The sequence below is a fragment of the Streptomyces sp. adm13(2018) genome (genome assembly GCF_008042145.1).
GTDB lineage: Bacteria > Actinomycetota > Actinomycetes > Streptomycetales > Streptomycetaceae > Streptomyces.
The window spans coordinates 1,873,377-1,894,752 of the sequence record NZ_RDBH01000129.1; the positions used below are offsets into that span (position 1 = coordinate 1,873,377).

Annotated in this window: 13 protein-coding genes, 1 rRNA gene, 1 pseudogene and 1 other annotated feature (1 of these 16 running past the window's edge); of the genes and pseudogenes, 10 read left to right on the plus strand and 5 right to left on the minus strand. The window is 70.6% G+C overall.

Features of this window, described 5'->3' with window-relative positions; translation table 11 throughout:
- From EAO70_RS25405 to EAO70_RS38535, 3 genes and pseudogenes are all read left to right on the plus strand, one after another.
- A 23S ribosomal RNA gene (locus EAO70_RS25405) occupies positions 1-3,391 on the plus strand.
- Positions 3,392-3,547: 156 nt separating this feature from the next.
- A pseudogene (locus EAO70_RS40460) lies at positions 3,548-4,405 on the plus strand (hypothetical protein); the annotation flags it as partial.
- Positions 4,406-4,906: 501 nt separating this feature from the next.
- Positions 4,907-5,713 (plus strand): tetratricopeptide repeat protein, encoded by an 807-nt coding sequence (locus tag EAO70_RS38535; protein WP_222723480.1) that lies wholly within the window; start codon positions 4,907-4,909, stop codon positions 5,711-5,713.
- A 66-nt stretch (positions 5,714-5,779) separates the two neighbouring features.
- Here the strand turns inward: EAO70_RS38535 and EAO70_RS25420 are convergent, their stop codons facing one another.
- Positions 5,780-7,078 carry a DUF1015 domain-containing protein gene (locus EAO70_RS25420; protein ID WP_148005063.1) on the minus strand — a complete coding sequence of 433 codons (1,299 nt, stop codon included), beginning with the start codon at positions 7,076-7,078 and terminating at the stop codon, positions 5,780-5,782.
- Positions 7,079-7,157: 79 nt separating this feature from the next.
- On the opposite strand from EAO70_RS25420, the gene EAO70_RS25425 reads away from it, so the two are divergent.
- Positions 7,158-8,246: an HAD hydrolase-like protein gene (locus EAO70_RS25425; protein ID WP_187284014.1), complete on the plus strand. Its 1,089-nt coding sequence runs from the start codon at positions 7,158-7,160 to the stop codon at positions 8,244-8,246.
- A 71-nt stretch (positions 8,247-8,317) separates the two neighbouring features.
- Positions 8,318-9,154: an ABC transporter ATP-binding protein gene (locus EAO70_RS25430; protein ID WP_148005064.1), complete on the plus strand. Its 837-nt coding sequence runs from the start codon at positions 8,318-8,320 to the stop codon at positions 9,152-9,154.
- A gap of 54 nt (positions 9,155-9,208) precedes the next feature.
- On the opposite strand, the gene EAO70_RS25435 is transcribed toward EAO70_RS25430, so the two are convergent.
- The gene (locus EAO70_RS25435; protein ID WP_148005065.1) at positions 9,209-9,556 is read right to left on the minus strand and encodes an SCP2 sterol-binding domain-containing protein; all 348 of its coding nucleotides are present in this window, start codon (positions 9,554-9,556) and stop codon (positions 9,209-9,211) included.
- Between the two features lie 43 nt (positions 9,557-9,599).
- Here EAO70_RS25435 and EAO70_RS25440 point away from each other — a divergent pair, with 43 nt between their 5' ends.
- From EAO70_RS25440 to EAO70_RS25460, 5 genes are all read left to right on the plus strand, one after another.
- Positions 9,600-9,899, plus strand: coding sequence for a hypothetical protein (locus EAO70_RS25440; RefSeq protein WP_261993021.1), 300 nt, complete (start codon positions 9,600-9,602; stop codon positions 9,897-9,899).
- A 7-nt stretch (positions 9,900-9,906) separates the two neighbouring features.
- The gene (locus tag EAO70_RS25445) at positions 9,907-10,722 is read left to right on the plus strand and encodes a TlyA family RNA methyltransferase (RefSeq protein ID WP_030315644.1); all 816 of its coding nucleotides are present in this window, start codon (positions 9,907-9,909) and stop codon (positions 10,720-10,722) included.
- Positions 10,719-11,642, plus strand: a complete 924-nt coding sequence (locus EAO70_RS25450; protein WP_148005066.1) for an NAD kinase — start codon at positions 10,719-10,721, stop codon at positions 11,640-11,642. The genes EAO70_RS25445 and EAO70_RS25450 overlap by 4 nt, the downstream gene beginning before the upstream one ends.
- Before the next feature lie 144 nt (positions 11,643-11,786).
- Positions 11,787-13,529, plus strand: coding sequence for a DNA repair protein RecN (recN, locus tag EAO70_RS25455; RefSeq protein WP_148005067.1), 1,743 nt, complete (start codon positions 11,787-11,789; stop codon positions 13,527-13,529).
- A gap of 267 nt (positions 13,530-13,796) precedes the next feature.
- Entirely contained in the window at positions 13,797-14,882 is a 1,086-nt protein-coding gene (locus EAO70_RS25460; RefSeq protein WP_148005068.1) for a glycosyltransferase family 4 protein, read from the plus strand.
- Positions 14,883-14,918: 36 nt separating this feature from the next.
- On the opposite strand, the gene EAO70_RS25465 is transcribed toward EAO70_RS25460, so the two are convergent.
- The 3 genes from EAO70_RS25465 to EAO70_RS25475 all read right to left on the minus strand — a co-directional run bounded on the left by EAO70_RS25465 (position 14,919) and on the right by EAO70_RS25475 (position 20,005).
- The gene (locus EAO70_RS25465) at positions 14,919-16,547 is read right to left on the minus strand and encodes a PucR family transcriptional regulator (protein WP_148005069.1); all 1,629 of its coding nucleotides are present in this window, start codon (positions 16,545-16,547) and stop codon (positions 14,919-14,921) included.
- A 150-nt stretch (positions 16,548-16,697) separates the two neighbouring features.
- Positions 16,698-18,080, minus strand: coding sequence for an FAD-binding oxidoreductase (locus EAO70_RS25470; protein ID WP_148005070.1), 1,383 nt, complete (start codon positions 18,078-18,080; stop codon positions 16,698-16,700).
- Between the two features lie 122 nt (positions 18,081-18,202).
- Positions 18,203-20,005 carry a glycoside hydrolase family 15 protein gene (locus EAO70_RS25475; protein WP_148005071.1) on the minus strand — a complete coding sequence of 601 codons (1,803 nt, stop codon included), beginning with the start codon at positions 20,003-20,005 and terminating at the stop codon, positions 18,203-18,205.
- Positions 20,006-20,434: 429 nt separating this feature from the next.
- Positions 20,435-21,376 (plus strand) — a sequence feature (23S ribosomal RNA rRNA prediction is too short); it runs 329 nt beyond the window's last position.

Here is a 21,376-nt window from a genome sequence, read left to right on the forward strand (position 1 = left end):
TGGCACCAGGAACCGATGAAGGACGTGGGAGGCCACGATAGTCCCCGGGGAGCCGTCAACCAGGCTTTGATCCGGGGGTTTCCGAATGGGGAAACCCGGCAGTCGTCATGGGCTGTCACCCATGCCTGAACACATAGGGCATGTGGAGGGAACGAGGGGAAGTGAAACATCTCAGTACCCTCAGGAAGAGAAAACAACCGTGATTCCGGGAGTAGTGGCGAGCGAAACCGGATGAGGCCAAACCGTATGCGTGTGATACCCGGCAGGGGTTGCGCATGCGGGGTTGTGGGATCTCTCTTTCACAGTCTGCCGGCTGTGAGACGAGTCAGAAACCGTTGATGTAGGCGAAGGACATGCGAAAGGTCCGGCGTAGAGGGTAAGACCCCCGTAGCTGAAACATTGACGGCTCGTTTGAGAGACACCCAAGTAGCACGGGGCCCGAGAAATCCCGTGTGAATCTGGCGGGACCACCCGCTAAGCCTAAATATTCCCTGGTGACCGATAGCGGATAGTACCGTGAGGGAATGGTGAAAAGTACCGCGGGAGCGGAGTGAAATAGTACCTGAAACCGTGTGCCTACAAGCCGTGGGAGCGTCGCTCATTGAGTTTACTCAATGGGTCGTGACTGCGTGCCTTTTGAAGAATGAGCCTGCGAGTTTGCGGTGCGTTGCGAGGTTAACCCGTGTGGGGAAGCCGTAGCGAAAGCGAGTCCGAACAGGGCGATTCAGTAGCGCGCTCAAGACCCGAAGCGGAGTGATCTAGCCATGGGCAGGTTGAAGCGGAGGTAAGACTTCGTGGAGGACCGAACCCACCAGGGTTGAAAACCTGGGGGATGACCTGTGGTTAGGGGTGAAAGGCCAATCAAACTCCGTGATAGCTGGTTCTCCCCGAAATGCATTTAGGTGCAGCGTCGTGTGGTCGTGACTGCGTGCCTTTTGAAGAATGAGCCTGCGAGTTTGCGGTGCGTTGCGAGGTTAACCCGTGTGGGGAAGCCGTAGCGAAAGCGAGTCCGAACAGGGCGATTCAGTAGCGCGCTCAAGACCCGAAGCGGAGTGATCTAGCCATGGGCAGGTTGAAGCGGAGGTAAGACTTCGTGGAGGACCGAACCCACCAGGGTTGAAAACCTGGGGGATGACCTGTGGTTAGGGGTGAAAGGCCAATCAAACTCCGTGATAGCTGGTTCTCCCCGAAATGCATTTAGGTGCAGCGTCGTGTGTTTCTTGCCGGAGGTAGAGCACTGGATAGGCGATGGGCCCTACCGGGTTACTGACCTTAGCCAAACTCCGAATGCCGGTAAGTGAGAGCACGGCAGTGAGACTGTGGGGGATAAGCTCCATGGTCGAGAGGGAAACAGCCCAGAGCATCGACTAAGGCCCCTAAGCGTACGCTAAGTGGGAAAGGATGTGGAGTCGCAGAGACAACCAGGAGGTTGGCTTAGAAGCAGCCACCCTTGAAAGAGTGCGTAATAGCTCACTGGTCAAGTGATTCCGCGCCGACAATGTAGCGGGGCTCAAGCGTACCGCCGAAGTCGTGTCATTGCAGCGTATAGCCCCAACGGGTGTTGTGATGGGTAGGGGAGCGTCGTGTGCCGGGTGAAGCAGCCGCGGAAGCGAGTTGTGGACGGTTCACGAGTGAGAATGCAGGCATGAGTAGCGATACACACGTGAGAAACGTGTGCGCCGATTGACTAAGGGTTCCTGGGTCAAGCTGATCTGCCCAGGGTAAGTCGGGACCTAAGGCGAGGCCGACAGGCGTAGTCGATGGACAACCGGTTGATATTCCGGTACCCGCTTTGAAACGCCCAATATCGAATCCATTAATGCTAAGGCCGTGAAGCCGTTCCGGACCCTTCGGGGAAAGGAAAGTGGTGGAGCCGTCGATCCAAGGTGGTAGTAGGTAAGCGATGGGGTGACGCAGGAAGGTAGTCCAGCCCGGGCGGTGGTAGTCCCGGGGTAAGGGTGTAGGMCGTSWSRTAGGCAAATCCGTCACACATTAAGKCTGAGACCTGATGCCGAGCCGATTGTGGTGAAGTGGATGATCCTATGCTGTCGAGAAAAGCCTCTAGCGAGTTTCATGGCGGCCCGTACCCTAAACCGACTCAGGTGGTCAGGTAGAGAATACCGAGGCGTTCGGGTGAACTATGGTTAAGGAACTCGGCAAAATGCCCCCGTAACTTCGGGAGAAGGGGGGCCATCACTGGTGATCGGATTTACTCCGTGAGCTGGGGGTGGCCGCAGAGACCAGCGAGAAGCGACTGTTTACTAAAAACACAGGTCCGTGCGAAGCCGTAAGGCGATGTATACGGACTGACGCCTGCCCGGTGCTGGAACGTTAAGGGGACCGGTTAGCTCTGTTTCGACAGGGCGAAGCTGAGAACTTAAGCGCCAGTAAACGGCGGTGGTAACTATAACCATCCTAAGGTAGCGAAATTCCTTGTCGGGTAAGTTCCGACCTGCACGAATGGCGTAACGACTTCTCGACTGTCTCAACCATAGGCCCGGTGAAATTGCACTACGAGTAAAGATGCTCGTTTCGCGCAGCAGGACGGAAAGACCCCGGGACCTTTACTACAGTTTGATATTGGTGTTCGGTTCGGCTTGTGTAGGATAGGTGGGAGACTTTGAAGCAGCCACGCCAGTGGTTGTGGAGTCGCCGTTGAAATACCACTCTGGTCGTGCTGGATGTCTAACCTCGGTCCGTGATCCGGATCAGGGACAGTGTCTGATGGGTAGTTTAACTGGGGCGGTTGCCTCCCAAAGGGTAACGGAGGCGCCCAAAGGTTCCCTCAGCCTGGTTGGCAATCAGGTGTTGAGTGTAAGTGCACAAGGGAGCTTGACTGTGAGACCGACGGGTCGAGCAGGGACGAAAGTCGGGACTAGTGATCCGGCGGTGGCTTGTGGAAGCGCCGTCGCTCAACGGATAAAAGGTACCCCGGGGATAACAGGCTGATCTTCCCCAAGAGTCCATATCGACGGGATGGTTTGGCACCTCGATGTCGGCTCGTCGCATCCTGGGGCTGGAGTCGGTCCCAAGGGTTGGGCTGTTCGCCCATTAAAGCGGTACGCGAGCTGGGTTTAGAACGTCGTGAGACAGTTCGGTCCCTATCCGCTGCGCGCGTAGGAATATTGAGAAGGGCTGTCCCTAGTACGAGAGGACCGGGACGGACGAACCTCTGGTGTGCCAGTTGTCCTGCCAAGGGCATGGCTGGTTGGCTACGTTCGGGAGGGATAACCGCTGAAAGCATCTAAGCGGGAAGCCTGCTTCGAGATGAGTATTCCCACCTCCTTGAGAGGGTAAGGCTCCCAGTAGACGACTGGGTTGATAGGCCGGATGTGGAAGCCCAGTAATGGGTGGAGCTGACCGGTACTAATAGGCCGAGGGCTTGTCCTCAGTTGCTCGCGTCCACTGTGTTAGTTCTGAAGCAACTGGGACCAGGGGTCCTTTTGTTTTTTGCTTGACTTTTCCGATGCGCGGCCGAGTGCCGGCTGCGCGAGAATGACTGCAGTACCCGAAGACAGGAGTCACGTCGATGTCCACCAACTCTCCCGACGACCGTCCGGAGCGCGAGCCGCGTCGCAGGGACGGGGCCGGCGCCGGCGGCGACCGGGGCGGCTACCGTGGGCCGCGCCGTGACGACAACCGTGGCGGTGACAACCGCGGTGGTGGTTTCCGTCGTGACGATCGCGGTGGTGAAAACCGTGGCGGTGGCGGCGGTTTCCGTCGCGATGACCGTGGCGGGGACAACCGTGGCGGCGGCGGCTTCCGCCGTGACGACAACCGCGGTGGTGGTGGCTTCCGTCGCGATGACCGTGGCGGGGACAACCGCGGTGGCGGTTTCCGTCGTGACGATCGCGGTGGCGACAACCGTGGTGGCGGTGGGTTCCGTCGTGACGATCGCGGCGGGGACAACCGTGGTGGCGGTGGCTTCCGTCGTGACGACCGTGGCGGGGACAACCGTGCTGGGGGCGGTTTCCGTCGCGATGACCGTGGTGGCGACAACCGCGGCAGTGGTGGTGGCTTCCGTCGGGATGACCGGCGTGACGAGCGTCCGTCGTCGTTCCGTCGGGACGACCGGCCCTCCTTCCCCCGTGACGACCGCCGGGACGACAATCGTGGTGGCTTCCGTCGTGACGACCGTGGTGGTGACAACCGTGGTGGCGGTGGGTTCCGTCGTGACGACCGTGGCGGCGACAACCGTGGCGGCGGTGGGTTCCGTCGCGACGATCGCGGTGGCGACAACCGTGGTGGCGGCGGCTTCCGTCGCGACGACCGGCCCTCCTTCCCCCGTGACGACCGCCGGGACGACAACCGTGGTGGCTTCCGTCGCGATGACCGTGGTGGTGACAACCGCGGTGGCGGTGGGTTCCGTCGCGATGACCGTGGTGGTGACAACCGTGGTGGCGGTGGGTTCCGTCGCGATGACCGTGGCGGGGACAACCGTGGTGGCGGTGGTGGGTTCCGTCGTGACGATCGGCGTGATGAGCGTCCTTCGTCGTTCCGTCGGGACGACCGGCCCTCGTACCCCTCGCGTGACGACCGTGGCGGGGACAACCGCGGCGGCGGGTTCCGTCGCGATGACCGGCGTGATGAGCGTCCTTCGTCGTTCCGTCGGGACGACCGGCCCTCGTACCCCTCGCGTGACGACCGTGGTGGCGACAACCGCGGCGGCGGGTTCCGTCGGGACGACCGGCGTGACGAGCGTCCGTCCTCCTTCCGTCGGGACGACAACCGTGGCGGCGGCGGGTTCCGCCGTGACGACCGTGGCGGGGACAACCGCGGTGGCGGCGGCTTCCGTCGCGACGACCGCGGTGGCGACAGCCGTGGTGGGTACCGCGGGCGCGACGACCGTGGTGGCTTCGGGCGCCGTGACGACCGCGAGCGCAGCGACCGCGCGCCCATCAAGCGGCTGCCGATCCCCCCGGAGGTCACCGGTGAGGAGATCGACCCGGACGTGCGCCAGGAGCTCATGAGCCTGCCCAAGGGGCTCGCCGAGGACGTCTCGCGCAACCTCGTCATGGTCGCCCAGCTGATCGACGAGGACCCGGAGAAGGCGTACGACTACTCCAGGGTCGCCCTGCGGCTCGCCTCCCGTGTCGCCGCCGTGCGCGAGGCCGCCGGCTTCGCCGCGTACGCCACGCAGAAGTACTCCGAGGCGCTCGCCGAGTTCCGTGCCGCCCGCCGGATGAGCGGGGGCGTGGAGCTGTGGCCCGTCATGGCCGACTGCGAGCGCGGACTCAACCGTCCCGAGCGCGCGCTGGCCATGGCCGGTGAGCCCGAGGTGCAGAAGCTGGACAAGGCCGGTCAGGTCGAGATGCGGCTCGTGGCCGCCGGCGCCCGCCGGGACCTCGGCCAGCTCGACGCGGCCATCGTGACGCTGCAGAGCCCCGAGCTCGCCTCCAGCGCCGTTCACCCGTGGACCGCGCGCCTGCGCTACGCCTACGCCGACGCGCTGCTCGCCGCCGGCCGTGAGCGCGAGGCGCGGGAGTGGTTCGCCAAGGCCCTTGAGGCCGACAAGGACGGCTCCACGGACGCCTCCGACCGCCTCGCCGAGATGGACGGCATCGAGTTCGTCGACGCGTTCGACGAGGACGAGCGGGAGGCGGAGGAGCGGGGCGAGGCCCTCGACGCCGACGCCGACGCCGACCTCGACGAGGACGAGGACGAGGACGACGACCTCGACGGCAGTGACGACAGCGTCGGCGACAAGAGCTGATCCGGTCGGTAGCTGAGAAGGGCGGCACCCCTGCGGGTGCCGCCCTTTCGCGTTCTCCGGGACCTCTCAGTCCAGCGCCAGGCTTCGCAGGACCAGGCCCGTCGCCGGCTTCGGGCCGAAGGAGGTGGACTTGCGGGGCATCGTGACGCCCTGGCGGGCCAGGTCCCGTACGACTTCCTCGCGTACCGGATGCATCAGGACCGCCGTACCGCCGCGGCGCTCCGCCTGCTCGACCGCGGCCTCGGTGTCGTGGATGTACGCGATGTCCTCGGGCGCGTCCGGGATGTGCCAGACGTGTTCCAGGAGCGTCGAGTGCAGGACCGTGGCGTCCAGGGTGCGCCAGGCGTCCGGGCGGTCCGTGCGGATCGTGCGTTCGAGCAGCGCGGGGTCCGGGCGGTCGACGAGGTGGAAGCCGCCGTCGCCGGCCAGGAGGAAGGCGTTGCCCTCGGCGGACGCCTCCGCGAGGACCTCCATGGCCGCCCGCAGGGGCTGGTCGACCCGGCGTACCCGGAAGGAGCCGTCGAGGGCCCCGAGGGCGTCGGCGAGCGGCAGGCGGTTCAGGAGCCGGTGGATCGCGCGGACCCTCAGCGGGTAGCGGGTGGTGTCGATGAGGAGGACCAGGCCGTAGTTCCACGGGCCGGGGGAGGGGTGCTCCTCGCGGAGGCGCAGATACGTCGCCCAGCGGTGGTGGCCGTCGGCGATCAGGGCCTGGTGGCGGACGAGCCCGGTGGAGACGGCGGCCTGCTCGGCCGGGTCGGTCACCGCCCAGAGGCGGTGGTGGAAGCCGTCCTCCGTGGTGGTCGCGAGCAGCGGCGGGCGCCGGACGGTCCGCTCGACGACGTCGTCGGCGCCGTCCCCGTCCGCCTCGCCGACGTACGTGAGGAGCAGCGGCTCCAGGTTCGCCGCGGTGGTCCGCATCAGGGCGGCCCGGTCCTCGACGACATGCGGCATGACGTCCTCGTGGGGCAGGACGACGCCCTCCGCCGGGGTGGAGAGCTCCAGGGCCCCGATGATGCCGCGCTGCAGGATGCCGTCGCCGAGCTGCTCGTACACGTAGAGCGCGGGCTCCGGGTCGGGGGCGAGGACGCCTTCCGCGAGCCAGCGGTCGAGGGTGACGGCGGCCTTGCGGTGCCGGGTGCCGGCGGTGATCGCCTGCGGGAGGATCAGCCGGACGATGTTGTGGGGGTCGGCGGACTCCAGATGAAGGAGTCCGTCAGGTCGTACGACGACGTCGTAGGGCGGGGACGTCACGGCGGCGAGGCTGCCGACCCGCTCGGGGACGTAACGGAGCCCGCGGAACGGCGCCAGGCGCAGGCCGGCTGCGTCGTCGCGGACGTCGTCGGCCGCGTGACCTGAGGTGTTCATCTCGTCATCGTATGTGGCCGGGATGATGAGCGATGATCGGGGGAGTGGGGAACCCACCCGGCGAGACGAGGAGTGCGCGGTGACGGTGCGGAACGGCCAGGAGCGGCAGGACGAGGTCAGGCGGCGGCCCGCGGGCAGCACGGAGCCGCTGAGCGAGGCGTACGACACGGCGCTCCTCGACCTGGACGGGGTCGTCTACGCGGGCGGGGAGGCCGTTCCGCACGCCGTGGAGGCGCTCGGGACCGCCCGGGACGGCGGGATGCACCTGGCGTACGTCACCAACAACGCGCTGCGGACGCCCGACGCGGTGGCCGAGCACCTCACCGAGCTGGGGGTGCCCGCCGAGGCGGGGGACGTGATCACCTCGGCGCAGGCCGTGGCCCGGCTGATCGCCGACGACGTGCCGTCCGGGTCCCGGATCCTCGTCATCGGCGGCGAGGGGCTGCGGGTGGCGCTGCGCGAGCGCGGCCTGGTGCCGGTGGACTCGGCGGAGGACGAGCCGGTGGCCGTGGTGCAGGGGTACGGCGGGCCCGACATGCCGTGGGGCCGGTTCGCGGAGGCGAGCTACGCGGTGGCCCGGGGGCTTCCCTGGTACGCGTCGAACACGGACCTGACGATTCCCGGCGCGCGGGGGATCGGGCCCGGGAACGGGGCGGCGGTCGAGGTCGTACGGATCGCCACGGGCGGCCGGGTGGAGCCGAAGGTCGCGGGGAAGCCGCTGCCGCCGATGCACCGGGAGACGGTGCTGCGGACGGGCGCGCGGCGGCCGCTGGTGGTCGGGGACCGCCTGGACACGGACATCGAGGGCGCGTTCAACGGCGGGGTGGACTCGCTGCTCGTCTTCACCGGGGTGACGGACGCGGCGCAGCTGCTGCGGGCCGTGCCGGAGCACCGGCCGACCTATGTCGCGGCCGATCTGCGGGGGCTGCTCGTGGGGCAGCCCGAGGTGGTCGTGGAGGAGGACGGGAGCTTCGTGTGCGGGGACTGGCGGGCCTCCGTGAGTGCGCCGCGCGGGGGCGAGCTGGTGCTCGACGGCCCGGCGGGAGCCGGTGCGGCGGACCCCGTGGACGCCGTGCGCGCCCTGTGCGGGGCCGCCTGGACGGCGGCGGACGCGGCGGACGGCGAGGCTCCGGACGCGGGCAAGGTGCTCGCGCGGCTGGGGCTCTGACATCCGGCCCGGCCGAGAAATTGGGTAGGCTAACCTAACTTCATCGAGGCAGCGGGTACGGGAGTACGGTCATGGATGGTCGGCAGCAGCGGCTGAGCGCGGAATCGGTCACCCTGGCGTACGAGCAGCGGGTCATCGCCCGCGAGCTGTCCGTCGAGATCCCCGACCACTCGTTCACCGTCATCGTCGGGCCGAACGCCTGCGGCAAGTCCACCCTGCTCCGCGCGCTGTCCCGGATGCTGAAGCCCAGCGAGGGGCGCGTCCTGCTCGACGGGCAGTCGATCCAGTCGATGCCCGCGAAGAAGGTCGCCAAGACCCTCGGGCTGCTGCCGCAGACCTCCGTGGCGCCCGACGGGATCACCGTCGCCGACCTCGTCGCCCGCGGGCGCTACCCCCACCAGGGGCTGCTGCGGCAGTGGTCGCCGGAGGACGAGCGGATCACCCGCGAGTCGATGGAGGCGACGGGCGTCGCCGAGCTGGCCGAGCGGTACGTGGACGAGCTCTCCGGCGGTCAGCGGCAGCGCGTCTGGATCGCCATGGCGCTCGCCCAGCAGACGCCGCTGCTGCTGCTTGACGAGCCGACGACGTACCTCGACATCCAGCACCAGATCGACGTCCTCGACCTCTGCGCCGAGCTGCACGAGACGCAGGGGCGGACGCTCGTCGCCGTGCTGCACGACCTCAACCACGCCGCCCGGTACGCGACCCACCTCATCGCCGTCCGCGACGGCGAGGTGGTCGCCGAGGGGCCGCCGGCCGAGGTGGTGACGGCCGAGCTGGTCGAGCGGGTCTTCGGGCTGCGCTGCCAGGTCATCGCCGACCCCGAGACGGGGACGCCGCTGGTCGTGCCCGCCGGGCGGAAGGCGCGTGTCCCGCGGCAGGTGGCGGAGCCGGTCGCCGGGGGGTGAGCCCTCGGGCCGCCCCGCGTGACCTGGGGCTGGTCCGTCCCTCGCCGGGCCCCGCTAGAGGAGGGAGCGGAGGCGGAGCAGGTCGCGGAAGCCCGCTTCCAGCCTGACCCGGCCCGAGGCCCAGGCCTTCGCGAAGTTCAGGTCCCCGCGCACCATCGACACCAGGTCGTCGCCGGTCATCGCGAGCCGGATCTGCGCCTTGCCCGGAGGCGGGCCCGGCACCGTGGACACGACCTCGATCCGGCCGTCCGCGAGACGGCCCGTGAACGTGGTGTCCAGGTCGGTGATGTGGCAGCTCAGGGTGCGGTCGAACGCCGCCGCGCCCCGGACGTCGCCGTCCGCGCGCGCCAGGTTGTCCGAGAGTGTGTCGAGTGCCGCGCGGCACTCCGTGATCGTCGCCATCGCCGTCGACCGTACCCCAGGGGTTCGCGGTAGCGTCGGGACCATGAACGACGCGATGGCCGGGCCCGAGCCCGTGGACGCCCTCCCCGAGGCCGGGGCCCCGGACGCGGAGGCCCTGCGGGAAGGCGCCCGGGAGCCCGCCGCGGCCGCGCCGCTGGAGGTCGTACGGGAGCTCACCGGGCACCCCGGGGTCGACGCCCACCTGGCGCGTCTCGCCGAGGTCGACGACCTCCCGGCGGACGGGCACCCGGAGGTGTACGAGGATGTACACCGTGGGCTGCGCGCCGAGCTGACCTCGCTGGACGCGCATTCCGCCCCTCGTCCGCACGACAACAGGAGCTGAACCGAACGTGGCAGGAGTGGCACGCCGCCGACTCGACGCCGAGCTGGTCCGGCGCAAGCTCGCGCGCTCGCGCGAGCACGCCAGCCAGCTGATCGCCGCGGGCCGGGTGACCGTCGGCAAGACCGTCGCCACCAAGCCCGCCACCCAGGTCGAGACCGCCGCGGCCATCGTCGTCGTCCAGGACGACTCCGACCCCGACTACGTCTCGCGCGGCGGCCACAAGCTGGCGGGGGCCTTCGAGGCCTTCGTCCCGCTCGGGCTGAAGGTCGAGGGCCGGCGGGCCCTGGACGCCGGGGCCTCCACCGGCGGCTTCACCGACGTCCTGCTGCGCGCGGGCGCCGCGCACGTCGTCGCCGTCGACGTCGGCTACGGACAGCTCGCCTGGTCGCTGCAGAGCGACGAGCGCGTCACCGTGAAGGACCGCACGAACGTCCGGGAGTTGACACTCGACGCGATCGACGGCGTGCCCGTCGACCTCGTCGTCGGCGACCTCTCCTTCATCCCGCTCGGCCTCGTCCTGCCCGCCCTCGCGGCCTGCACGGCCCCCGACGCCGACCTCGTTCTCATGGTGAAGCCGCAGTTCGAGGTGGGCAAGGAGCGGCTCGGCACCGGCGGGGTCGTGCGGAGCACCGAACTCCGCGCCGACGCGGTGAAGAACGTCGCCCGGCGCGCCGCCGAACTCGGCCTCGGCGTCCTCGGCGTCACCGCCAGCCCGCTGCCCGGCCCCTCCGGCAACGTCGAGTACTTTCTGTGGCTGCGGGCAGGGGCGCCCGCGCTGGATCCGGCGGATGTCGACCGCGCCGTGGCGGAAGGACCTCGTTGAGCTCAACGGCAGCAGCACCAGAGACCGCAACCCGTACCGTCTTCCTGCTCGCGCACACCGGCCGGCCGGCCGCCGTGCGCAGCGCCGAACTGGTCGTCCTCGGACTGCTGCGCTGCGGCATCGGCGTCCGCGTCCTGGAGGGCGAGGCGGCGGACCTGCCGCTGCCGCCGTCCGTCGAGAAGGTCAAGGAGGACTGCTCCGACGCGCTCGACGGCTGCGAACTCCTCGTCGTCCTCGGCGGTGACGGCACCCTGCTGCGCGGCGCGGAGTTCTCCCGCGCCTCCGGCGTCCCGATGCTCGGCGTCAACCTCGGCCGCGTCGGCTTCCTCGCGGAGGCCGAGCGGGACGACCTCGACCAGGTCGTCGACCGGGTCGTGACGAAGGCGTACGAGGTCGAGGAGCGGATGACCCTCGACGTCGTCGTCTACGAGAACGGCGACGTCCTGCACCGCGACTGGGCGCTCAACGAGGCGGCCGTGCAGAAGGTGTCCCCCGAACGGATGCTGGAGGTCGTCCTCGCGATCGACGGGCGCCCGGTCACCGGCTTCGGCTGCGACGGCGTGATCTGCGCGACACCCACCGGCTCCACCGCGTACGCCTTCTCGGCGGGCGGCCCGGTCGTCTGGCCCGAGGTCGAGGCGCTGCTCATGGTCCCGATCGGGGCGCACGCCCTCTTCGCCAAGCCGCTCGTCACCACCCCCGAGTCGGTGCTCGCCGTCGAGGTCGAGCCGCACACCCCGCACGGGGTGCTGTGGTGCGACGGGCGGCGGACGGTGGAACTCCCGGCCGGAGCGCGGGTCGAGGTGCGGCGGGGCGCCGTCCCGGTCAGGCTCGCCCGGCTCCACCACGCCTCCTTCACGGACCGGCTCGTGGCGAAGTTCGCCCTGCCCGTGTCCGGCTGGCGCGGCGGGGCCCGCTGACGCGGGGCGCGCCGCAGGCCGGTTCCGGCCGGTGGCGCGCCCGCCCGCAGCCGTACCCGCCCCGGGCCCCGAGAGGGGCGAACGAGCGGCACGCCGGAGAGTCACGCCCGGGGGTGATGTCGCATCGCACCCGGGAAACCTCGTATGGTCTGGGGCGTGCTGGAGGAGATGCGGATACGGTCGCTCGGGGTCATCGACGACGCGGTGGTCGAGCTGTCGCCCGGCTTCACCGCGGTGACCGGTGAGACCGGTGCGGGCAAGACCATGGTGGTGACCAGCCTGGGCCTGCTGCTCGGCGGCAGGGCCGATGCGGCCCTGGTGCGGATCGGCGCGGCCTCGGCCGTCGTCGAGGGGCGGATCAGCGTGCCCGCGGGCGCGTCCGCCGCCGTGCGCGCCGAGGAGGCCGGTGCGGAGCTGGAGGACGGGGTGCTGCTCGTCAGCCGCACCGTCTCGGCCGAGGGACGCTCGCGCGCCCACCTGGGCGGGCGCTCCGTGCCCGTCGGGGTGCTCGCCGAGCTCGCCGACGAACTCGTCGCCGTCCACGGCCAGACCGACCAGCAGGGCCTGCTCAAGCCGGCCCGGCAGCGCGGGGCGCTCGACCGGTACGCGGGTGAGGCCGTCTCCGCGCCGCTCGCCGCCTACGCGGAGGCGTACCGGCGGCTGCGTGCCGTCACCGGGGAACTGGACGAGATCACCACCCGGGCCCGGGAGCGGGCCCAGGAGGCCGATCTGCTGCGCTTCGGGCTCGGCGAGGTCGAGGCGGTCGCCCCGCGCGCCGGGGAGGACGTCGAGCTGGCCGCCGAGGCGGAGCGGCTCGGGCACGCCGAGGCCCTGGCCTCCGCCGCCGCGCTCGCGCACGCCGCGCTCGCCGGCGTCCCCGAGGATCCCGAGTCCGTCGACGCCACGACCCTGGTCGCGGGCGCCGGCCGGGCCCTGGAGGCCGTACGGTCCCACGACCCGGCGCTCGCCGCGCTCGCCGACCGGATGGGGGAGATCTCCATCCTCCTCGGCGACGTGGCCACCGAGCTGGCCGGCTACGCCGACGACCTGGACGCCGACCCGCTGCGGCTCGCCGCCGTCGAGGAGCGGCGGGCGGCGCTCACGCAGCTGACCCGGAAGTACGGGGAGGACATCGCCACCGTCCTCGCCTGGGCGGAGGAGAGCGCGGGCCGGCTCGGCGAGCTGGACGGCGACGACGACCGCATCGAGGAGCTCACCGCCGAACGCGACCGCCTGCGCGACGAGCTGTCGGTGCTCGCGCAGCGGCTGACCGACGCGCGGACGGAGGCCGCCGAGCGGTTCGCCGACGCCGTCACCGCCGAACTCGCCTCGCTCGCCATGCCCCACGCGCGCGTGTCCTTCGACATCCGGCAGACCGAGGACGCCGACGGCGTCGAGGTCGACGGCCGCCGGGTCGCCTACGGGCCCTCCGGCGCCGACGAGGTCGAGCTGCTGCTCGCCCCGCACCCCGGGGCGCCGCCGCGGCCGATCGCCAAGGGCGCGTCCGGCGGTGAGCTGTCCCGGGTGATGCTGGCGGTCGAGGTCGTCTTCGCCGGGGTCGACCCGGTGCCGACGTACCTGTTCGACGAGGTGGACGCCGGAGTGGGTGGCAAGGCGGCGGTCGAGATCGGCCGCCGGCTCGCCAAGCTCGCCAGGACCGCGCAGGTCGTGGTCGTCACCCACCTGCCGCAGGTCGCGGCGTTCGCGGACCGGCAGCTGCTCGTCGAGAAGACCAACGACGGGTCCGTGACCCGGTCGGGCGTCACGGTCCTGGAGGGCGAGGAGCGGGTACGGGAGCTGTCCCGGATGCTCGCCGGCCAGGAGGACTCCGAGACGGCCAGGGCCCACGCGGAGGAGCTGCTCGCCACCGCCCGCGCGGACGGCTGACGCCGCCGGGAGGTGACGGGGCGCCGGGCCTGCCGGGCGGCCGGGCCTGCCGGGCGGGCCGGGTGCCGGGCCGTGGGCGCGGTCCGGTGGCGGCCCGGTGGGGCCCGCGACAGCCCGGGGGCGTGCGGCGTTGATCGTGCGCTCCCTCAAGTGGGTGAACCCGCGGGCCGGGTGCCGGGGCCGTACGCCTTCCGTACAGGGGAACGACGCCACTTCGGCGCCGGAACGTGCGTACGGTCGGCGGTACGGGCTGGCATCCTTGGGCGCGTGACACAGCTCCGTACGGTCCAAGTGCTGGGCGGCGGCGGCGCGGGCAGCAGCGCTCACGTCCGATCACTCGCCTCGGGGCTGGTGGCCAGGGGCGTGCGGGTGACCGTGTGCGCCCCGGCCGCACTCGACCGCGTCTACGACTACCTGGGGGCCGGCGCGCACTTCGTGCCGCTGCCCCGCCTCGGCGACCCCGCGACCGTCGCCGCCCTCCGCAACGCCTGCATCGGCGCCGACGTCGTCCACGCACACGGTCTCCAAGCCTCCGTGCGGGCCGCGCTCGCGCTCTCCGGCGGCGGGGACCGCGCCCCGCTCGTCACCACCTGGGACAGTCGCCCGCAGGCCCGCGGGGCCGCGCAGGGCGGGATGCTCCGGCTGCTGGAGCGGCGGACCGCGCGGGCCGCGACCGTCGTCCTCGGCACCTCCTCCGAACTCGTCGACCGGGCCCGCCGCCGCGGGGCCAGGGACGCCCGGCTCGCCCCCGTCACCGCCCCGCCCGCCCGCGGCCCCGTCTGCCTCCACGACGGCAAGGCCCGCGCCGAACTGGGCGCGGTCGAAAGACCGTTGCTGATGGCGGTCGGAGCGCTGGAACGCGGCCGCGGCTACCGGACGCTGCTCGCGGCGGCCCGGTCGTGGCGGGACCTCGACCCGCAGCCGCTGCTCGTCATCGCGGGGGAGGGCCGCGAACGGGCCGCCCTCCAGCGCCAGATCGCGGCCGAAGACCTGCCCGTACGCCTCATCGGGCGGCGGGAGGACGTCGCCGAACTGCTCGCGGCGGCCGACGTCGCCGTACTGCCCTCGCGGTGGGAGGCCCGGTCCCTGCTCGCCCAGGAGGCGCTGCGGCTCGGGGTGCCGCTGGTCGCCACGGCGGTCGGCGGGGTGCCCGAACTCGTCGGCGACGCGGCCGAACTGGTGCCGTACGGGGACCCGGAAGCGCTCGCCGGGGCGGTGCGGGGGCTCCTTGAGGACGTGGAGCGGCGGATGGACCTCGCGGCGGCGGGACGGGTGCAGGCCCGGACCTGGCCCACGGAGGACGAGACGGTGGCGCACGTCCTCAGCGTGTACGACGAGCTGGCGGGGCGGTAGCGCGCCCGTCCCCCGTGCGRGGGACGGGCGCGAGTCCTACGGCGTGTGGCGGCGGGCCCTCAGGGCCAGCGAGAGGGCCAGCACGGTCTGGGGGTCGTCCAGGTCCGTGCCCAGGAGTTCGGAGATGCGGGCCAGCCGGTTGTAGAGGGTCTGCCGGTTGAGGTGCAGTTCGCGGGCCGTCTCCGCCTTGCGGCCCGCGTGCGCCAGATACGTCTCCAGCGTCGGCAGCAGCGGCGGGCGGGACGTGCGGTCGTGGTCCCGCAGCGGGCCGATCGCCCGGTCCACGAAGGCCGCCAGCACCGTGTCCCCGTGGAAGTGGAGTCGCCACAGCAGCAGGTCGATGTCGAGGCGCCGGGCGTCGTACCAGGGCCGGTCCGAGAGGCCCTGGGCGGCCGTCGCCGTCTCCGCCGCGTGCCGCAGCCCCGCCGACGCCGCCGCCCAGCTGCCGGCGACGCCCACCACGACGACCGGGGGATGCACCCCGGCGCGCTCCAGGCCGGCGCGTTCCACGCCCGCGCGCAGCGCCGCCGCGACCCGGTCCGCCACCGCCGTGCGCTCCGACTCCGACCGCAGGCCCAGCAGCAGCGGCACCCGGCCCTCGACCGGGCGGACCCCCAGCAGGACCGGCACGCCGACGGAGGACAGCTCCTCCAGGACCGCGCGGGCCAGCAGGGCCCAGTTCCCCGAGGGCGACAGCTCGGACGCCAGGCGCATCACCACCGGCAGCAGCGGGCCGTCACCCGGCTTGAAGCCGAGGACCCGCGCCTGCGCCGGCGCGTCCTCGGCCGTGATCCGGCCCTCCGCCAGGTCCGTCAGGAAGTCGCCCCGGCCGCGCGCCGCCAGCTCCTCCTCCTGACGCGCCTGCATGAGCACGACCGCGAGGAGGCCCGCCGCGCGCTCGGCCGCCATCCGGTGCACGGGGGAGAGCGCGCCGGACACGGACAGCAGGACCAGGCGCGCCCGTACCGACGCCGTCCCCGGGCCGCCGCCCGGCACGTCCACCAGGACCGTGCCGCTGGGCGGGCCCGATTCGCGCGCCGCCCGCCCGCCGCGCAGCCCGTCCCAGACCTGGAGCGGGTCGGCGGGCCCGGACTCGGTGCCCGCCGCGTACAGCAGCTGACCGTCGGCGGTCTCCAGGAAGACCGGATTGGCGGCGAAGTCCGACAGGATGCGCAGCACCTGGGGGATGCCGCCGCCGCCGAGCAGCGCCTCCGTGCACTGCCGGTGGACCTCCTCGGCCTGCCGCAGCAGCGCGTAGTGACCGTTGACGATCTCGGTGTGGATCTCCTCGGTCACCGCCACGAAGGGGACCTCGCGGTGCAGCTGGACCAGGGGCAGGCCGGCGGCCCGCGCGGCCTCCACTATCGTCGCGGGGAGGCGGGCGAAGCGCGGCCCCAGCTCCACCACCAGCGCGGCGATGCCCCGGTCGGCCAGCCGCCGTACGAAGGCGCGCTGCTCGGCCGGCCGGGTGCCAAGACCGAGGCCGGTGGTCAGCAGCAGCTCACCACCCTTGAGCAGCGACGCGATGTTCGGCACCTCGCCCGCGTGCACCCAGCGCACCGTGCGGTGCAACCGGTCCGCGCCGGCGATCACCTCCGGGAGCCCGCCGCGCAGCCCCGGGAGTTCGAGCGCCCGCTGCACGGTGATCCCGCCCTGATTGTCCATGGGGCCGGACGCTACCCGCGTCCGCGTTCCCACGACATCACCCCACGGTCACGGGAACCGGACGGTTCGTCCACGGGGGCGACAACTCGTCGACCCGCGGAGCCACTTGCCCGACCACCTGCCGACTGTGGCCTGCGTCACCCCGGCCGCTCAGCCGGCCGGGACGATGTTGTGGTTGAAGCGGAACACGTTGTCGGGGTCGTACACGGCCTTCACTGCGGCCAGCCGACGGTAGTTCTCCTCGCCGAAGGAGGACACCACGCGCTGCTCGCCCTCGGAGCCGACGAAGTTCAGATAGACGGAGTCGATCGCCCAGGGCCGGGCGTCGGCCCGCACGTCCCGCACCCACCGGATCTCCGCCTCGTCCATCGCCGGGTCCTCCCAGATCGCGAACGGATGCACGGCCCAGGGAGCCGTCCGCCACGGCTGCGGGTAGGAGTCCGCCCCGGCCGCCACCGCGCCGCCCTGCATGAACACCACGTGCTGGGTCGCCGCGGGCAGCGGGATCGCCGCGCCCCGCTCGCAGAACACGTCCACGGCCTCGTCCGGGAGGGAGGTGAGGTACTCGGCCGACCAGTAGTTCCGCAGCCCCGGCGGGTCGTCGAGCATGGACTGCAGCTGCGTGTACGGGAGGTCCGCCACGACCTCGATCGCGGGCCCGAGGGCGAAGAGCGGCGACGCCAGGTCCCGTACCTCCTCGGCCGGACCCGCGTACGTGAGCAGGGTCGCGCACAGCAGCCGGCCGACCAGCTCCGGCGGTACGAACGGCTCCGGCGGCGCCGGCAGGTAGATCGCCCCGCCGCCCACCTCGTCCGGGGCGCTCTCCGCGATGTCCCGGAAGGTACGCACGACCTCCGGCGCGTCGTCCGGCAGGAAGAACAGCATCACGATGCTCATCCGCGGCAGCTCGTGCAGCCGCAGCGTCAGCGAGGTCACCACCCCGAAGTTGCCGCCGCCGCCGTGCAGCGCCCAGAACAGATCCGGGTGCTCCTCGGCGTCCGTGTGGACGTGCTTGCCCTCGGCCGTGATCAGGTCGGCGGCCAGCAGGTTGTCGCTGGCCAGCCCGAACTTCCGCTCCAGCCAGCCGGATCCGCCGCCCAGGGTGAAGCCGCCGATCCCGGTGGTGGACACCCGCCCGCCGGTGGTCGCGAGGTGGAAGGGCTCGCAGGCGTGGTCCAGCTGCCCGATCGTCGCCCCGCCCCCGACGCGTACGGTCATGTCCTCGGGGTCCACCACGACCGGGTGCATCCGCCGGAGGTCGACCACGAGCGAGCCGTCGATCACCGACGTCCCGGCGACGCTGTGGCCGCCGCCGCGGACCGCGATCGGGAGGTCGCACGAGCGGCCGAAGAGAACGGCGTTGGACACGTCCGCCTGGCTCTCGCACTGGGCGATCACCGAGGGCCGGTGGTCGATCATGCCGTTGTGGAGGGCGCGCGCCTCGGTGTAGCGCGGGTCGCCGGGGACGATCACCTCGCCCGCCAGGTCCTCGACGAGGCCGGCCAGCGCGCTCTCGGAGATGTGGGGGCCCATGGGAACCCCCCTTTCGTACGGGGGGACCGGACCCTCTCATCGTAGGTCCGGGGCTCCTTCCGCGCGTGCCGGAGGGAGCCTCCCCCCCCCGGCACGCCCCGCCCGTGGGGGCGGGCGGCGGCTCAGCCGCCGTACGCCCCGCTCGCGGTCAGCCGCAGCGCGGTGTCGATCAGCGGCACGTGGCTGAACGCCTGCGGGAAGTTGCCGACCTGCCGCTGGAGGCGCGGGTCCCACTCCTCGGCGAGCAGCCCCAGGTCGTTGCGGAGCGCCAGCAGCCGCTCGAAGAGCGAGCGCGCCTCGTCCACCCGGCCGATCATCGCCAGGTCGTCGGCCAGCCAGAACGAGCAGGCCAGGAACGCGCCCTCGTCGCCCTCCAGGCCGTCGACGCCCGCCTCCTCGCCGGAGGTGGGGTAGCGGAGGACGAAGCCGTCCTCCGTGGACAGCTCGCGCTGGATCGCCTCGATCGTGCCGATGACCCGCTTGTCGTCCGGCGGCAGGAAGCCCATCTGCGGGATCAGCAGCAGCGAGGCGTCCAGCTCCTTGGAGCCGTACGACTGGGTGAAGGTGTTCCGCTCCGGGTCGTAGCCCTTCTCGCAGACGTCCCGGTGGATGTCGTCGCGCAGCGCGTGCCAGCGCTCCAGCGGGCCGTCGGCGTCCCCGGACTCGATGAGCTTGATCGTGCGGTCCACGGCCACCCAGGCCATCACCTTGGAGTGGACGAAGTGCCGGCGCGGGCCGCGGACCTCCCAGATGCCCTCGTCGGGCTGGTCCCAGTGCTTCTCCAGGTAGTTGATCAGCTTGATCTGCAGCAGCGAGGCGTAGTCGTTGCGGGACAGGCCCGTCATGTGGGCGAGGTGGAGGGCCTCGGTGACCTCGCCGTACACGTCCAGCTGGAGCTGGTTGGCGGCGCCGTTGCCGACCCGGACCGGGCCGGAGTTCTCGTACCCGGGCAGCCAGTCGAGTTCCGCCTCGCCGAGCTCCCGCTCGCCGGCGATGCCGTACATGATCTGCAGGTTCTCCGGGTCGCCCGCGACCGCCCTGAGCAGCCAGTCCCGCCAGGCGCGGGCCTCCTCGCGGTAGCCCGTGCGCAGCATCGAGGAGAGGGTGATCGCCGCGTCGCGGAGCCAGGTGTAGCGGTAGTCCCAGTTGCGGACGCCGCCGATCTCCTCGGGCAGCGAGGTGGTCGGCGCGGCCACGATCCCGCCGGTCGGCGCGTACGTCAGCGCCTTCAGGGTGATCAGGGAGCGGATCACGGCCTCCCGGTAGGGGCCGTGGTACGTGCAGTGGTCGACCCACTCGCGCCAGAAGTCGGCGGTCGCCTCCAGGGAGCCCTCGGGGTCCGGCAGGGCCGGCGGCTCCTTGTGGGAGGGCTGCCAGGACAGCGTGAACGTGATCCGGTCGCCCGGGTTCACGGTGAAGTCCGAGTACGTCGTGAGGTCCTTGCCGTGCGTCTCGGCGTCGGTGTCCAGCCACACCGAGTCGGGCCCGGCAACGGCCACCGTGCGCTCCCCGACCTTGTGGACCCACGGCACGATCCGCCCGTAACTGAAACGCATGCGCAGCGAGGAGCGCATCCGGACCCGGCCGGAGACGCCCTCGACGATGCGGATCAGCTGCGGCGCCCCGTCGCGCGGCGGCATGAAGTCGGTCACCCGGACCGTGCCGCGCGGGGTGTCCCACTCGGACTCCAGGATCAGCGAGTCGCCGCGGTAGCGGCGCCGGTCGGCCGGGGCCGGCTCGGCGTCGGCGGGTCCGGCCGGGCCCACCCGCCAGAAGCCGTGTTCCTCGGTCCCCAACAGCCCGGCGAAGATCGCATGGGAGTCGAATCGGGGGAGACACAGCCAGTCGACGCTGCCGTCCCGGCAGACCAGGGCAGCGGTCTGCATGTCTCCGATGAGTGCGTAATCCTCGATGCGCCCGGCCACGTGCTTCACTCCAGTCGAACGGCCACGTTCGCCCCGCGGGGCGCTTGCTCAGATGCGCCGGCTGGTTGTCAGCCGGGTCTGCGTGTGTCAGCGGTCAAGGGATCTTCGACGAGCTCTTGGTCCGGATGACGGGCGGGGTGGTGCCGCTGGCCGGCCGGCTCGGCGGGCTGTGTCCGAGCAGGATACGTCGCACTCTAGGGACCCGGTGATCACGTCGGTAACGGCGTTGCTCCGATCAGGTGAACGAGTCCGGTTCGCCGGTGGAACGTCCGCCGTCCATGGCAGGCAGACCTGGGGGAGCGCCGGACGGCGGTTCCGGCGGGTGTGCGGTGCGTCGCAGGTGAGAGACGTGGTCACTCCTCCCTTCCGGTCCGGTGGGAGGCCCTTCCCCCCACCCGATGAGGGCGCTCCCCCAGGTCTGCCTGCCATGGACGGCGGACGTTCCACCGGCGAACCTGGCACCAGGAACCGATGAAGGACGTGGGAGGCCACGATAGTCCCCGGGGAGCCGTCAACCAGGCTTTGATCCGGGGGTTTCCGAATGGGGAAACCCGGCAGTCGTCATGGGCTGTCACCCATGCCTGAACACATAGGGCATGTGGAGGGAACGAGGGGAAGTGAAACATCTCAGTACCCTCAGGAAGAGAAAACAACCGTGATTCCGGGAGTAGTGGCGAGCGAAACCGGATGAGGCCAAACCGTATGCGTGTGATACCCGGCAGGGGTTGCGCATGCGGGGTTGTGGGATCTCTCTTCTGTCGTCTGCCGGCGACAGGACGAGTCAGAAACCGTATGGATAGGCGAAGGACATGCGAAAGGTCCGGCGTAGAGGGTAAGACCCCCGTAGCTGAAATTCATGCGGCTCGTTTGAGAGACACCCAAGTAGCACGGGGCCCGAGAAATCCCGTGTGAATCTGGCGGGACCACCCGCTAAGCCTAAATATTCCCTGGTGACCGATAGCGGATAGTACCGTGAGGGAATGGTGAAAAGTACCGCGGGAGCGGAGTGAAATAGTACCTGAAACCGTGTGCCTACAAGCCGTGGGAGCGTCGCATGCAAGCTTGCTTGTATGTCGTGACTGCGTGCCTTTTGAAGAATGAGCCTGCGAGTTTGCGGTGCGTTGCGAGGTTAACCCGTGTGGGGAAGCCGTAGCGAAAGCGAGTCCGAACAGGGCGATTCAGTAGCGCGCTCAAGACCCGAAGCGGAGTGATCTAGCCATGGGCAGGTTGAAGCGGAGGTAAGACTTCGTGGAGGACCGAACCCACCAGGGTTGAAAACCTGGGGGATGACCTGTGGTTAGGGGTGAAAGGCCAATCAAACTCCGTGATAGCTGGTTCTCCCCGAAATGCATTTAGGTGCAGCGTCGTGTG